Annotated in this window: 13 protein-coding genes and 1 other RNA gene; 8 read left to right on the forward strand and 6 right to left on the reverse strand. The window is 69.9% G+C overall.

Translation table 11 applies throughout. The annotated features are described in order from the left end of the window. Positions 1–133: 133 nt before the first annotated feature. Positions 134–1,204: an Rv2231c family histidinol phosphate aminotransferase CobC gene (gene cobC / locus ON31_RS09760; protein ID WP_051037057.1), complete on the forward strand. Its 1,071-nt coding sequence runs from the start codon at positions 134–136 to the stop codon at positions 1,202–1,204. A 54-nt stretch (positions 1,205–1,258) separates the two neighbouring features. Further along, a complete protein-coding gene (locus ON31_RS09765) occupies positions 1,259–2,389 on the forward strand; it encodes a Nif3-like dinuclear metal center hexameric protein (RefSeq protein ID WP_039811933.1) in 1,131 nt (376 codons plus the stop codon). A gap of 38 nt (positions 2,390–2,427) precedes the next feature. Here ON31_RS09765 and ON31_RS09770 read toward each other — a convergent pair whose 3' ends face one another. Then, positions 2,428–2,868 (reverse strand): OsmC family protein, encoded by a 441-nt coding sequence (locus tag ON31_RS09770; RefSeq protein ID WP_039811802.1) that lies wholly within the window; start codon positions 2,866–2,868, stop codon positions 2,428–2,430. A gap of 143 nt (positions 2,869–3,011) precedes the next feature. Between ON31_RS09770 and ON31_RS09775 the strand changes: the two genes are divergently transcribed. From ON31_RS09775 to ON31_RS09785, 3 genes are all read left to right on the forward strand, one after another. Further along, complete coding sequence (locus tag ON31_RS09775) at positions 3,012–3,749, forward strand: zinc ribbon domain-containing protein (protein WP_039811805.1); 738 nt, start codon at positions 3,012–3,014, stop codon at positions 3,747–3,749. Positions 3,750–3,777: 28 nt separating this feature from the next. Further along, the gene (locus tag ON31_RS09780; protein ID WP_039811808.1) at positions 3,778–5,058 is read left to right on the forward strand and encodes a bifunctional RNase H/acid phosphatase; all 1,281 of its coding nucleotides are present in this window, start codon (positions 3,778–3,780) and stop codon (positions 5,056–5,058) included. Positions 5,059–5,126: 68 nt separating this feature from the next. Then, positions 5,127–6,116, forward strand: a complete 990-nt coding sequence (locus ON31_RS09785) for a YihY/virulence factor BrkB family protein (protein WP_039811810.1) — start codon at positions 5,127–5,129, stop codon at positions 6,114–6,116. An 8-nt stretch (positions 6,117–6,124) separates the two neighbouring features. Here ON31_RS09785 and ON31_RS09790 read toward each other — a convergent pair whose 3' ends face one another. After that, positions 6,125–7,012: an alpha/beta hydrolase gene (locus ON31_RS09790; protein ID WP_029932593.1), complete on the reverse strand. Its 888-nt coding sequence runs from the start codon at positions 7,010–7,012 to the stop codon at positions 6,125–6,127. A gap of 29 nt (positions 7,013–7,041) precedes the next feature. Between ON31_RS09790 and rnpB the strand changes: the two genes are divergently transcribed. The 3 genes from rnpB (at position 7,042) to ON31_RS09800 (ending at position 9,706) form a co-directional block, all read left to right on the forward strand. Continuing rightward, an RNA gene (rnpB, locus tag ON31_RS34590) (RNase P RNA component class A) lies at positions 7,042–7,454 on the forward strand. A gap of 471 nt (positions 7,455–7,925) precedes the next feature. Next, a complete protein-coding gene (locus ON31_RS09795; RefSeq protein WP_029932592.1) occupies positions 7,926–8,258 on the forward strand; it encodes a hypothetical protein in 333 nt (110 codons plus the stop codon). Positions 8,259–8,272: 14 nt separating this feature from the next. After that, a complete protein-coding gene (locus tag ON31_RS09800) occupies positions 8,273–9,706 on the forward strand; it encodes an RNB domain-containing ribonuclease (RefSeq protein WP_039811812.1) in 1,434 nt (477 codons plus the stop codon). A 14-nt stretch (positions 9,707–9,720) separates the two neighbouring features. On the opposite strand, the gene ON31_RS09805 is transcribed toward ON31_RS09800, so the two are convergent. The 4 genes from ON31_RS09805 to ON31_RS09815 all read right to left on the reverse strand — a co-directional run bounded on the left by ON31_RS09805 (position 9,721) and on the right by ON31_RS09815 (position 13,563). Next, positions 9,721–10,551: an alpha/beta fold hydrolase gene (locus tag ON31_RS09805; protein WP_051037046.1), complete on the reverse strand. Its 831-nt coding sequence runs from the start codon at positions 10,549–10,551 to the stop codon at positions 9,721–9,723. A gap of 146 nt (positions 10,552–10,697) precedes the next feature. Then, the gene (locus ON31_RS09810) at positions 10,698–11,732 is read right to left on the reverse strand and encodes an NAD-dependent epimerase/dehydratase family protein (protein WP_039811816.1); all 1,035 of its coding nucleotides are present in this window, start codon (positions 11,730–11,732) and stop codon (positions 10,698–10,700) included. Continuing rightward, complete coding sequence (locus ON31_RS36575) at positions 11,717–11,884, reverse strand: hypothetical protein (RefSeq protein WP_157533629.1); 168 nt, start codon at positions 11,882–11,884, stop codon at positions 11,717–11,719. Before ON31_RS36575 ends, ON31_RS09810 begins: the two co-directional genes overlap by 16 nt. Before the next feature lie 14 nt (positions 11,885–11,898). Beyond that, on the reverse strand, positions 11,899–13,563 hold the full coding sequence (locus ON31_RS09815) for a fatty acid CoA ligase family protein (protein WP_039811819.1): 1,665 nt from the start codon (positions 13,561–13,563) through the stop codon (positions 11,899–11,901). Between the last annotated feature and the right edge of the window lie 382 nt (positions 13,564–13,945).

Raw genomic sequence — 13,945 nt, forward strand, 5'->3', positions numbered from 1 at the left:
GGGAGGTGCGGTGAGACGCGAATTCGACGCGGCGGGTGATCGCGCGGCGGTCGAGCGATCGGCCGAGAGCGCGGGAGTCGACCGTCGCGGGGGATCCGTCGGGGTGCGGCCCGCCGATCGGCACACGGTGGATGTGCCCGCCGCCGATCCGGCTCGTGCGGCAACCGAGCCGCCCGGCTTTGTCGATCACCAGCGGTTGCGCCACCACGGGGATGTCGACGCGCGGCCGGGGATGGTCGACTTCGCGGTGAACGTGCAGGGGACCGCGCCGCCGGAGTGGTTGCGGCAACGGTTGGCCGGGCGGCTGGGGGAGCTGGGGCGGTATCCGGACAGTGGCGAGGAGGCGGCCGCGCGGGCGGCGGTGGCGGCGCGGCACGGGCGGCGGGCCGAGGACGTGCTGTTGCTGGCCGGGGCGGCGGAGGGGTTCGCCATGCTGCCGCGGCTGGGGGCACGGCTGGCGGCGGTGATCCATCCGTCGTTCACCGAACCGGAGTTGGCGCTGCGAGAGGCCGGGGTGCCGGTGACGCGGGTGGTGTTGGAGCCGCCGTACACGCTCGACGCCGGGCTGGTGCCCGAGCAGGCCGACCTCGTGGTGGTGGGCAATCCGACCAATCCCACGTCGGTGCTGCATCCGGCCGAGGCGCTGCTGGCGCTGCGCCGTCCCGGGCGGATCGTGGTGGTGGACGAAGCCTTCGCCGACGCCGTGCCGGGTGAGCCGGAAACCCTGTCCGGCATGGACTTTCCCGATGTGCTGGTGCTGCGCAGCCTCACCAAGACCTGGGCGCTGGCAGGGCTGCGCTGCGGCTACGTCCTCGGCGCGCCCCCGGTGCTGGCGCGGCTGAACCACGGCCGTCCGCACTGGCCGCTGGGCTCCCTGCAATTGGAGGCCATCGCCGCGACCAGCGCGCCGGCCGCCGTGGTCGAGACGCGCCGCAAGGCGGAGGTCATTGCCGCCGACCGCGCCGCCATGATTCCCCGGCTGCGTACGCTCGGCATCGCCGTGCACGAGCCCGCGGCGGGACCATTTCTGCTGATTCGCGTCCCGGATGCGGAATTGTTGCGGAAGCGGCTGGCCGACAAGGGAATTGCCGTGCGCCGGGGTGATACGTTTCCGGGGCTGGCGGCCGGTTTCCTGCGGGTGGCGGTGCGTCCTCCGGCCGAGGTGGACCGCCTGGTCGCGGCCATCGAAGACGTCGGACTGTGAACCGGCGCGCAGACGGATGAGTGCGGTTCGTTCGGGCAGTGGAGGAGGTTGATCGTGACGGCGGTGCGGTTGGCGGATGTCATCGGGGTGCTGGACGCGGCGTATCCGCCGCGGCTGGCGGAATCCTGGGACTCGGTGGGTCTGGTCTGCGGCGATCCCGACGAGGCGGTGACCCGGGTGCTGTTCGCCGTGGACGCGACCGCCGCGGTGGTGGACGAGGCCGTCGAGTGGGGTGCGCAGGCCCTGGTGGTGCACCATCCGCTGCTGCTGCGCGGTGTGGACACGGTGGCGGCGAGTACGCCGAAGGGCGCGCTGCTGCACCGGCTGATCCGCTCGGGCTGCGCGCTGTTCACGGCGCATACCAATGCCGATTCCGCGGACCCGGGGGTGTCGGATGCGTTGGCGCACGCCATCGGGCTGACGGTCACCGGTCCGCTGGATCCCAAACCGGTTGCGGCGCAGGATGAGTGGGAGGTGCTGGTGCCGAGCACGCATACCGACGCGGTGCGCGCGGCGCTGTTCGCGGCCGGTGCGGGGGCGGTCGGGAACTATCGGGAGGCGAGCTGGTCGGTCACCGGCACGGGACAGTTCCGGCCCCTCGACGGAGCCGCCCCCGCCATCGGGGCGGTGGGGGAGTTGCAGCTCGTGCCCGAGGACCGCATCGAGGTGGTGGCACCGCCAGCGGCGCGGCGGGCGGTGCTGACCGCACTGCGGGCGGCGCACCCGTACGAGGAACCGGCCTTCCACGTGACCGAACGAGCGCCGCTGCCGTCCGGGCTGGGCATCGGCCGGGTCGGCGAGCTGGCGCAGCCGCAGACGCTGCGGAAATTCACGGCCCGCGTCCGCGCGACGCTGCCCGCCACCACCTGGGGCGTACGCGCCGCCGGAGATCCCGAACGCGTTATCCGCACGGTGGCGGTGTGCGGCGGAGCGGGCGACTCCTTCCTGTCGACGGTGTCCCGCCTCGGCGTGGACGCCTACGTCACCTCGGACCTGCGCCACCACCCCGCCGACGAGCACCTGCGCTCCGGCGGTCCGGCCCTCATCGACGCCGCGCACTGGGCCACCGAATTCCCCTGGTGCGCACAGGCCGAGGGGTTCGTGCGGGCGGCGCTGCCGGGCGTCGAGACGCGCGTCTCCACGCAGCGCACCGACCCGTGGACCATCGGCGCGGCCGACTGCTGACCGGGCGCACCCCGGCGCGACATCCGCTGCGGTGCGCGCTATTCCGCCACGATCGTCGCTTCGTGCGTTACCGGGAAGTTCACCGAGTTGGCGATGAAGCATCGCCGGTGCGCTTCGGCGTGCAGGCCGTGCGCCTTGTCGATCATGGCCGCGTCGGTGACCGTGATGTGCGGCCGCAGCGTGACCGTCCGGAAGCGTTCGTCGTCCATCACCCCCAGCGCCGTGTCGCGGTACGAGGTGACCACCACCCCGGCCGTGGCGCACAGGTGCAGATACCAGAGCATGTGGCAGTCCGAGAGGGAGGCGACCAGCAACTGCTCCGGATTCCAGCGTTCGGGGTCGCCCCGGAACTGGGGGTCGGAGGTGGCGAGGATGGGTGGCCGCCCGGCGGTCAGCAGTTGGTGATTGCGGCTGTAGGAACGGTAGTCCGTCGTCGCCCCGGACCACACCACCTCGACCTCGTACCGATGTTCGCTCATACCGAGAGTGTGTCGGATATGAGCCCTGTCGCCCACCGTCGTGAACATCCGCCCAGCTGGCGGGCGGGTTGGAAAAATCGGTGCTGTCGACGGAGTACGGTGGGGGTCTTGAACTGTCCACAGCGTCCAGGAGAGCCTCCGCGTTGAATGTCGAACCATCGATCCAAGCCAAGCTGCTCGACCTCGCCGCAGTCGACGCCGAGCTGACGCGGATCGAGCACCGCCGCAAGGTGCTGCCCGAGGAGCAGGAGGTGCGGCAGCTCGAGTCGGAGCGGACGGCACGCAAGGACGCGGCGGTCAAGGTGGAGATCCTCATCGACGACCTGGATCGCGATATCCGCAAGCTCGAGGGTGAGATCGACGCCGTGCGCAAGCGCGAGGAGCGCGACCGCGGCATGCTGACCGCCGGATCGGTCGGGGCCAAGCAGCTCTCGGAACTCCAGCACGAGCTGACCAGCCTGGAACGCCGCCGCACGGTGCTCGAGGACGATCTCATCGAGGTGATGGAGCGTCGCGAGGCCGCGGCCGCCGACCACGATCACGCCGGGGCCAATCTGGACCACGCCGAACAGCTGCTCGCCGAGGCCCAGCGCAAGCGCGACGAGGCATTGCGGGATCTGGAGGCCGCCGCGCAGCGCTGCGCATCCGACCGCGCCGCCCTGGCCGGTCGCTTCCCCGCCGAGCTGACCGCGATCTACGACAAGCAGCGCGCCGGCTACGGCGTGGGCGCCGCCCTGCTCCAGGCCCGCCGTTGCGGCGCCTGCCGGATCGAACTCGATCGCGGCGAGATCGCCCGCATCGTCAAGACCGCCCCCGAGGTGGTGGTGCGCTGCTCGGAATGCGGCGCGATCCTGGTGCGCACCAAGCAATCGGGACTGTGAGCGGCCGCGCCGGGGAGGGCGAACAACGGTGAAGGTGATCGTCGAAGCCGACGGTGGCTCGCGCGGCAACCCGGGACCGGCCGGTTACGGCGCGGTGGTCTGGGACGCCGACCATGCGCGGGTGCTCGCCGAGCGCTGGGAGTACCTCGGTGTGGCCACCAACAATGTGGCCGAATACCGCGGCCTCATCGCCGGTCTGGAGGCCGCCGCCGAACTCGGGGCCACCGAGGTGGCGGTCCGCATGGACTCCAAGCTCGTGGTCGAGCAGATGTCGGGTCGCTGGAAGGTCAAGCACGCGGCCATGATTCCGCTGGCCGACCGCGCCCGGCAGTTGGTCGCGGGCTTCGACGGAGTGCGCTTCGACTGGATTCCGCGCGCGGCGAACTCGCACGCCGACCGCCTGGCCAATCAGGCCATGGACGACGGCGACCTGGTGGGGGAGGTGCGCACCGCGCTGGCCGACAACGCCGCCGATCCGGTGCGCTCGGCGGGCGCACCCGCTGCGGATTCGCATCTCGAAGAGAGCACACCCGACCGGGGTGCCGGGAGCGAATCCAGCGGTGAGATCGCCCCGCGCGGAGGCATATCCGCGGCGTCGCCCGACGGCACCTCGGGACCGTCGGGTGTTTCGGCGGCACTGGGTGACGTCTCGTCGAGCAGCGGCGCACCCGCCGCGCCCGGGTGGACCGGCGCTGTCGGGCGACCCACACGGTTGTTGCTGCTGCGCCACGGGCAGACGGAACTGTCCGTGCAGCGGCGGTATTCGGGGCGCGGGAATCCGCCGCTGACGGCGCTGGGGCGGGAGCAGGCGGCGGGTGCCGCGAAAATGCTTGCGGGCAAAGGCAATATCGGGGCGATCGTCTCCTCGCCGCTGGATCGGGCGCGGGAGACCGCGGAGGCCGCCGGGCACGCGCTGGGAGTGCCGGTGCGGGTGCTGGACGGGCTCATCGAAACCGATTTCGGTGTGTGGGAGGGGATGACGTTCGGCGAGGCGCGCGAACACGATCCGGAACTGCACACCCGCTGGCTGGGCGATCCGTCGCTGCCCGCGCCGGGCGGTGAGAGTTTCGACCAGGTGCGCGAGCGCGTCGAGGCGGTGCGCCGCGACCTGGTGGCGCTGCATCCCGGTGAGAACGTGCTCGTGGTCAGCCATGTGACGCCCATCAAGACCCTGCTCCAACTGGCGCTCGGGGTCGGGCCGTCACTGCTCTACCGCCTGCATCTGGACCTGGCCTCGCTCTCCATCGCCGAGTTCTACGCCGACGGCGGCTCCTCGGTCCGTCTGGTCAACGACACCTCCTACCTGTAGGGCCCACCCGGCGCGGGCGTTTGCCGGGTACGACGCGGGGTACTTCGGCGGCGTCTGGAGGTGGACGAATGGCCGAGGCGGCGGTGGGCGTGGGCGCGCCGGTGGGACCGACGAAACTGAGTCGGCGAGCGTGGCGGGGTGTGCTGCGTCGGACGGTGCGCGAATTCCAGGACGACAGTGTGCTGGATCTCGCCGCGGCACTGACGTTCTACAGCGTGCTGTCGATCTTTCCCGGGCTGCTGGTGCTCACCTCCGGGCTGGCGCTGCTGGGACCCGAGCCCACCCAGTCGCTGATCGACACCGTGCGCCAGATCGGGCCGGGCAGCGGCACCGAACTGCTGGTGGACGCCATCGAGGAGCTGCGTGGCTCACGGCCGTTCGCCGGGCAGCTCGCCATCATCGGTGTGCTGGTGGCGCTGTGGACCGCGTCGGCGTACATCGGGGCGTTCATGCGGGCGACCAACGCGATTCTGGAGATGCGCGAGGGGCGTCCGCTGTGGAAGCAACTGCCGGTGCGGGTCGGGCTGACGGCGTTGATGCTGGTGCTGCTGGCCGTGGTGATCACCGGTGTGGTGGTGACGGGCGCGGTGGCCGACCGGGTGGGCGGCTGGCTGGGACTGGCCGAGCAGGCGGTGGTCGTCTGGGATATCGCCAAATGGCCGGTGCTGGCGCTGCTGATGAGTCTGGTGTTCGCCCTGCTGTACTGGGCCGCGCCCAATGCCGTACAGCCGGGTTTCCGGTGGCTGAGTCCGGGCAGCGTGCTCGCCGTACTGCTGTGGGTGCTCGCCTCGGCCGGATTCACCATCTACGTAGCCAATTTCGGCTCCTACAACAAGACCTACGGCTCGCTCGCGGGTGTGGTGGTGTTCCTGGTGTGGCTGTGGCTGTCCAATGCCGCGGTACTGCTCGGCGCGGAGTTCAACGCCGAGCTGACCCGGGCGCGCAGTATCGCGCAGGGACTGCCGCCGGATGTGGAGCCGTTCCTGCCGCACCGTGACTCACCGGACGATAGCGACCCGTCCGAATCGCCCACCGGCACCTCGCCGGACCGTGACTGACCACCGCGTTACGGACGCAGCACCGCGGTGAGGAATTCGGTCTGGTCGTAGACCGCCTTCTCGAACCAGTCGTCGAAGTAGATGTCGAAATGGCCGATCGGATACTGCTTGACGACTGCGTGTTTGGTGCGGGCGGCGGCCTCCAGGGTGGGGCCGGGCGGGGCGACGCTGTCGTGCTCGCAGACCGCGTAGAGCACCGGGACCTTGATGTCCTTGACGCGCTTGACCGGTTTGTCGAACAGTACCGAGAGTCCGACGCGGGCAGCGACTTTCGGGCGGTAGGCCGTGCTCTCCTCGGCGAGACGGCCGAACCCCTCGGGGACGTCGGCGGCGCTCATCAGCGCCGCGGTGCGTCGGCGTCCGGCCAGCCGCACCCCGACGGGTTTGCGGCGCAGCGGTCCGACGACCAGGTCGGTGAGCGCCAGCGTGCCGGTTTTGGTGAGGCTGATCGGCCCCTTCGCCATGGCCGAGGACCAGCCGCTGGTGAACGGGCACTGCGCCACCACACCGGCGAGGTAGTCGTCCTCCGGCGCCACCGCCAGCACATGCCCGCCGCCGAAGGAACTGCCCCACAGCGCGATCCGGGTGGCGTCGAAGCCGCGCAGGGTGCGCCCGTAGGCGATGGCGGCCCGCCAGTCCGCCCGCTGGCGGGCGATATTGATCACCTGCCGCGGCTCACCCTCCGAACCGCCGAAATGTCGATAGTCGAAGGCCAGCACACCCATTCCGGCCGCCGCGAACCGCCGGGCATAGCGGTCCAGCCCCATTTCCCGATCCGCCCCCAGCCCGTGCCCCATGATGACCAGCGGGCGCGGTTTCGGCGGTCCGTCCGGTAGATACAGCCACCCCGCACAGCGGTGACCCTCCGATTCGAACCCCACCTCGACACGCTCCATGAGCCATTACCGTACCCTGGTTGCGCGGACGAGTCGGTCGGGCGGCCGCGGCGATGGGAACGGGCACGGCTGTGCCGCCGCCCGTCGCCGAGGAAAGTCCGGACTCCACAGAGCAGGGCGGTTGCTAACGGCAACCCGGGGCGACCCGCGGGACAGTGCCACAGAAAACAAACCGCCCACACGACATGTGTGGGTAAGGGTGAAACGGTGCGGTAAGAGCGCACCAGCGCGCCGGGTGACCGGCGCGGCTCGGTAAACCCCGCCCGGAGCAAGGTCGAAGGCCGCACTCTCGGCGAGAGTGCGGCTGCGCAGGCGTTCGAGGGCTGCTCGCCCGAGCCTGCGGGTGGACTGCTCGAGGCACCCGGCAACGGTGTGTCCAGATGGATGGCCGCCCCCCGGTGCGAACCGGGGACAGGATCCGGCTTACAGACCGACTCGTCCGCCCGGTGCATAGCCGACAGCTATCGCTATCCCCGTGTGGGATTTCTCGTTTCGGCGCTCGACGCGACAGCGGCGGCAACCCCGGTAGGGGGCCACCGCCGCTGTGCGCCGCTGTTCGGTCAGTTCGGTTGTACGACGAGCAACTGAGCCCAGTAGCTGGCCTGCTCCGGGCCGAGTAGGGGCAGCAGGTGGTCGAAGAGGATCATCGACATGCGGTAAGGAACTCCTCGGATCGCTCGGTCTCGGAAGAACGCGTCCACCCGCGGTACGCGGCGGATGCGACGGCAACCCTACAGCTCGGGTGGAGCGAGCCGGAGGCGGCGCGGCACGGCGTGTCGACCGGTCGTTCTGCCCGGAACTAGCCGGGAGCGTGACTGATCTCATACAGTGTTGCGCGTTGGAAGGTTCCGTTGCGGGTGATAGCAACGGGGCGAAGGGCATCAACGAACGTCGGAAAGCAGGTTTCGTCTATATGCGAATTGCTCGCAAGCTGGTCACCGGTGGGCTGCTCGCCGGTACCGCTGCCGTGCTGGCCGTGATGGGTTCCGGGTCCGCCTCGGCGGTCGCCGTGACTCCGCTGCCGGGTGGGGTGCAGGTGGATCTCACTCCCGCCGATACGCGCTGGGTGGCCGACACCCACTTCGGGCAGACCCTCGCCGGTCTGCCGCATCCGTCCGCCGCCTCCTTCGGGCAGGCGCTGGATTCCGCGGCGAAGCTGTCGTCGCAGTATCCGGAGGGGCGGGTCGTGTTCACCGTCTTCGGGCCGTTCGACCAGTTGAACGGCACCATGCTGGCCCTGCAGTAGGACCAGTCCCCCCGGTGGAACTACATCAGCGGATCGTTTCGGCGCCGGTCGACTTCGGCGCCGTCCGAACCGAATTCGGGTTGGCCTCGGCGTATCCCGCCGAGGCCGTCTCGGAGGCCCGCGACGCGGTGGACGCGTTCGCGGGCGACCGGGTCGATCGCACCGACATCCCCTTCGTCACCATCGACCCGCCCGGCGCACTGGATCTGGATCAGGCGCTGCATCTCGAACGGACCCCGACGGGATTCCGACTCCACTACGCCATCGCCGATGTCGCGGCCGTCGTCGCGCCGGACGGGGCGCTCGCCCGCGAATCCCTGGTGCGCGGCCAGACCTTCTATCTGCCCGACGGCACGGTGCCGCTGCATCCGCGCGTGCTGTCGGAGGACCGCTCCAGCCTGCTGCCCGACCTCGACCGTCCCGCCGCGCTGTGGACCATCGAACTGGATGCCGACGCCGAGCCGACGAACTGGTCGGTAACCCGCGCCCTGGTCCGCTCCCGCGCCCGCCTCGACTACGCCGGGGTGCAGGCCGACGCCGACGCGGGTCGCTTGCCCGCCGCCATCGCCGCACTGCCCGACTTCGGCCGCCTGCGCATCGAGGCCGGGCTGGCGCGTGGCGCCATCTCGCTGCGCCTGCCCTCGCAGAGCGTGATCCGCGTGGACAATACCGACGACCACTGGCAGTTGGTGGTGGAGCCGCGTACCGCCGCCGACGACTGGAACGAGCAGGTATCGCTGCTCACCGGTATGTGCGCCGCCCGGATCATGCTGGACGGCAACGGCTCCCACCGCCTCGGCCTGCTGCGCACCATGCCGCCCGCGCCGTCGTCCGCCGCCGAGTCCATGCGCCGCACCGCCGCGGCCGTCGGAATCGACTGGCCCGCCGACGAACCGGTGGGCCGCATGCTCGCCCGCCTGGACCCCAACACCCCGGCCGCGCTGGTCCTCATGTCCGAGGCCACCAGCCTGCTGCGCGGCGCGTCCTACACCGTGCTGGACGGTGAGAACCCGGACACCCTGCAGCACAGCGCCATCGGCGCGGCGTACGCTCATGTGACCGCACCCCTGCGTCGCCTCTCCGACCGCTACGCCACCGAGATCTGCCTGGCGCGCTGCGCGGGCACCGAGATTCCGCTCTGGGTCCGGGAGGGTCTGGACGCCGCCGCGGAGTCCATGCGCCGGACCGATGCCGTGGCGGGCAAGCTGGAGCGCGCCTGTATCGACCTCACCGAGTCCACGGTGCTGAAATCCCGGGTGGGTACGGAATTCGAGGCCGTCGTGCTGCGCGAGGCCAATGGCACCCGCCCGGCGGAGATCTTCGTCGCCGATCCGCCCGTGCTGTCGAAATGCACCGGGGGACCGCCGGAGGGGAAGCGGGTGACGGTCCGGCTCACCGAGGCCGATCCGGCCGCGCGCACGGTCATGTTCGACTACCCGGCCTCCTGAGCCGGGGCCGACCGTCAGCTGGCGATGGCGGAGGCGGTGGCGGAGCGGATCGCGGCGGTGATGGTGTCGGGGTCCTCGAGCATGAGCAGGTGGCCGCAGTCGGGTAGCAGCAGTGACCGGGTGGGGGAGAGCGTGCGGTTGAGCGCCGATCCGGCGGTCGCGGAGAGAATGCGGTTCTTCGCACCCCAGATGGTGGTGATGGGCGGGAAGGCGAGGGTGGGTCGGAAGTCGTCCAGGGCGGCCAGGCGGTCGAAGTCACGGGCGATGGCGGCGGGGGCCAGCAGGCGGCGGGGTTCGGTCCAGCGGTCGCGGAAGGCGGCGAAGGCGGTGGCGTCCATGTGGCGGCCGCGCGGGCCGAGTTGTTCGCGCACCACCCAGGTGGCCGCCAGGGTGGGCACCTTGGTCGCCGAAGCCAGTGCGTCGAGGCGGATGTGCCGGGCGGCCTTCGCGGTCCAACCGGTCGGTGTCGGACGCAGGGTGGCGGCGGTCAGCGGACTGCACAGCACCAGGGCGCGCACCCGCTGCGTCTCCTGCCGGGCATAGAACAGCGACAGCGCGCTGCCGAAACAATTGCCCACCAGCGTGATGTTCTGCAGTCCGCGATCGGCGACGAATTCCGAGAGCAGGCGCACGTAATTGTCGACCGTATACCCACTGGTCGGTATATCCGATTCGCCGTAGCCGAACAGATCCAGTGCGTACACGCTGTTGGTGGCTGCGAGGGCTCGCATCTGGTGTGACCAGATTCGCCGGTCGCCACCGATATTGTGCAGGAACAAGATCGGATCACCCGATCCGGCACGGTCGTAGGCGACGGAAACGCCGTGGAAGTCGAATACCGGCATCGGGCGCTCTCCTCATTGAGTGCGGTGCTGTCCTGCTCGTCCGGCCAGGGTCGTCGACAGCGAAATACCCCGGCACGGAGTGTGCAATCCATGCTAGCTGGTACCGCTGGTAACACAAGGCTCGGGGAGTAGCGCCCGATCGCCGGTCAGCGCGTCGTCGTGGGAATCACCTCCCCGGAACGCAGCCACCGTTGCAATTCCGCCATTCCGGTATCCCGGTCCACGACCGGTCGATAACCGAGATCGCGGGCGGCCGCCCCGGTGTCGTAGGTCCCCGTGCGGGTGAGCACCGCGACCGTGTACCGCGACAGCGGCGGGGTCCAGTGTTCGGCGAGATACGGTATGCGCCTGAGGGTTTCGATCACCTCGACGGCCAGCTCCAGCACCCGCCGATGCGGCCTGCGCCCCGGCGGGTGATAGCCCAGGTCGGCGGCGACCTGTCGCAGGAACCGCCACACATTGGTCTGCTCGGCATCGGCGATGAAATACGCTCTGCCGCCGACCGCGTCGGAGCCAGCGGCCTTGACGCAGGCTTCGACGATATTGTCGACATGGCACAGCGAGGCGTACACCTCGCGCCCGAACGACAGATCCGGCAGCGTCCCCGCCGCCGCCCGGCTCAGCAGCCGCACGATCGGTCCGGACCGGTCACCCGCGCCCCAGATGGCGCGCGGTCGCAGTGCGCAGGTGGTGAAATCCGGTGTGTTCGCGGCGAGTACGAGCCGTTCGGCCGCCGCCTTGGTCTCGCAGTAGAGGTTCAGAAAGCGGCGCGGATACGGCACCGACTCGTCGATGTCGACCTGATCCCCGCCGTCGCGATCCATCAGCGCGCTCGGGCTGGAGATGAACACGAACCGGCGCGCCCCCCGGTTCCGCGCCGCCGTCAGCAGTCGCTCGGTCGCCGTGACGTTCTCGTTCCAGAACTGCTCCCGGGTCCCGCGCTCGTCCACCCGTGCGGCACTGTGGAATACGATGTCGACGCCCTCCACTGCCCGCTCCAGCGAGGCCGGATCGCCGAGGTCGCCGTTGACCACCTCCACCCGGTCCAGCACGGCGGCGATATCACGCAGATTGCTGGTGGGACGCACCAGAATCGAGACCTGGAAGTCGCCGTCGTGAACCAGACGGCGCACCAGCGCCCCGCCCAGGAATCCGGAGGCCCCGGTCACCAATGCCCGCACAGCGTCCCCCCTCCAGCTCCGGTCCGGCCGTCGCGGTGCGTCGACCGACTCGCCCGCTCGTCGGCGGCGATACTCGCCACCGCGGTGACCACCCCCGCCAGCCGGGACAGCGACCCCAGGGTCAGGAACGATCGCAGCACGATCTCTCTCACCGTCTCCTCCTGGTCTAGACGTCGAGTTGTTTCGCGGCCCAGACGGCCAGCTTCTCCCGCCCGATCTTGGCGTTGTGGCGGATGTCGACCGGGAATCCGGGATGGAACAGGAAGGCCGTCACCGGTGCGGTGATCTCGAATTCGGCCTGGCGCTTGCGCAGATTGACCTCGACGGCCTTGCGGTCGGCGTCGGGCTCGAGTTCCACGCACAGCACCGGTCGCTGCGCACCGCGCTCGCCGACACCCACCAGCGCCGTGCGCGCCACCCCGGAGACGACATTGAACACCTGCTCCACCCGCACCGTGAACAGCGGCCCGTCGGCGGTTTCCACGCGCTGACTCTTGCGCCCGCAGAACCGGATTCGGCCCTGGTCGTCGATGCGCGCCAGATCGCCGGTGCGATGCCACACCACCTCGCCGTCGCTGATCTTGCCGACGGTGTTGGCCGAATCCGGCCAGAGATAGCGGGTGCTCACATTCGGTCCGGAGACCACCAGTTCGCCGATCCAATCCGTGGCGGCCAGCTCCTCGGCCCGTTCGTCGACGTCGTCCCAGGTGGGCAGCGGATCATCGGTGATCGCGATGATGCGCGCCCGCACGTGCAGGGCGGGCTTGCCCACGCACACTCCCTCGCCCCGATGCGCCGCCTCCACGAGATCGCCCAGTAATTCCCGGGATTCGATGGTGGCCATGGGCAGCGCCTCGGTGGCCCCGTAGCCCGAGTACACCTTCGCGTCCTCGGGCAGCACCGCGCGCAGCCCGGCGATGCACCAGTCCGGCACCGGCGCGCCGCCGGAGTAGATGCTCTCCAGCGTCGGCAGCTGCGACCCGTGCTGCTCGATATGCCGCAGCAGCGGAATCAACACCGCCGGGGAGGCGAACATGGTCTTCACCTCGAACCGGTGCACCGCATCCACCACATGTTCGGGATCGGTGGCACCGACCTTGGAGGGGATCAACGGCGGCAGCACGCAGCGGGATCCGATGAGCAGCTCCAGAATGCCGGCCACCGGCGCGGTGATGAGCGAGGTGCCCGGCTCCATGTGCTCGCGCGCCGCGTCCACCTGCTCGATCATGGCGCTGAGATTGCCGTGGGTGAGCACGACCGCCTTGGCCGGTCCGGTGCTGCCGGTGGTGTAGGCGATGAGCAGCGGTTCGTCGTCCGGCGCGGGCTCGCGCTGGGGCAGCGGAGCGGGCGGGGTGCGGCCCCAGCTGTCCAGGGTGGGTCCGCGCCAGAAGCCGCGGCCGACGGTCACCGCCAGCCGCACCTTGCGGAAGTAGGCACGGAAGACGATGCGCACCGCCTGTGCCTCCGGCACCCCCACGAACGCCTCCGCATCGGCGGCCTGCAGGCAGCGCATCATCTTGAACAGACCCATGCCGGGATCGATGATCACCGGCACCGCACCGATTTTGAACAGCCCGTTGAGCACCGCGTAGAGCTCGGGCCCCGGCCGCACCAGCACGATGGTCCGCATCCCCCGGCCCACGCCCGCCGCGAGGAAGTTCGCCGCGATGGCATCGGACCAGCTGTCGAGCTCGGCGTAGGTGAGCCGCCGGTAGTCGGGCAGACCCGCGGCATTGCGGCCGTCGGCGTATATCACCGCCTCCCGATCCGGATGGGCGGCGACGATGTCACGGAATCGGTCGAGCGCGCGCCAGTAGGTCGCGGCGGTCATGGCATCACCTCGTGGAATTCGCGCGCTCGATATTCGCGCCGACGGCGGCGGTATCGCACGCGCGGAAATGGTGGATACGGAAGGAGAACAACTGCTGTCGAATTCGACGATGAATGTGACGAGCAGTACGGCGAGGTTACCTCGAGCAATGCGAGTCCGCTACCGCGCGAAGTATGCCAATACATTGCCGCACAACGTGTTTGGTGTGTCCAGCAGTACCGCAACAGGTTCTCTCGCACCCCCTAGCCCAACCCCTATGCGAGTTTTCCCGGCAGGTCGCGAATACTGCTGTCTACCTTGATGTTCTATCGATCTTAAACTGAAACGGCGCTGTAACGTCTGTGATTGGCGGGACTGTTGTGGCGCAGAGTTACCAGTGGGT

The organism is Nocardia otitidiscaviarum NBRC 14405 (genome assembly GCF_000308635.1).
In the GTDB taxonomy this organism is placed as follows: Bacteria; Actinomycetota; Actinomycetes; order Mycobacteriales; family Mycobacteriaceae; genus Nocardia; species Nocardia otitidiscaviarum.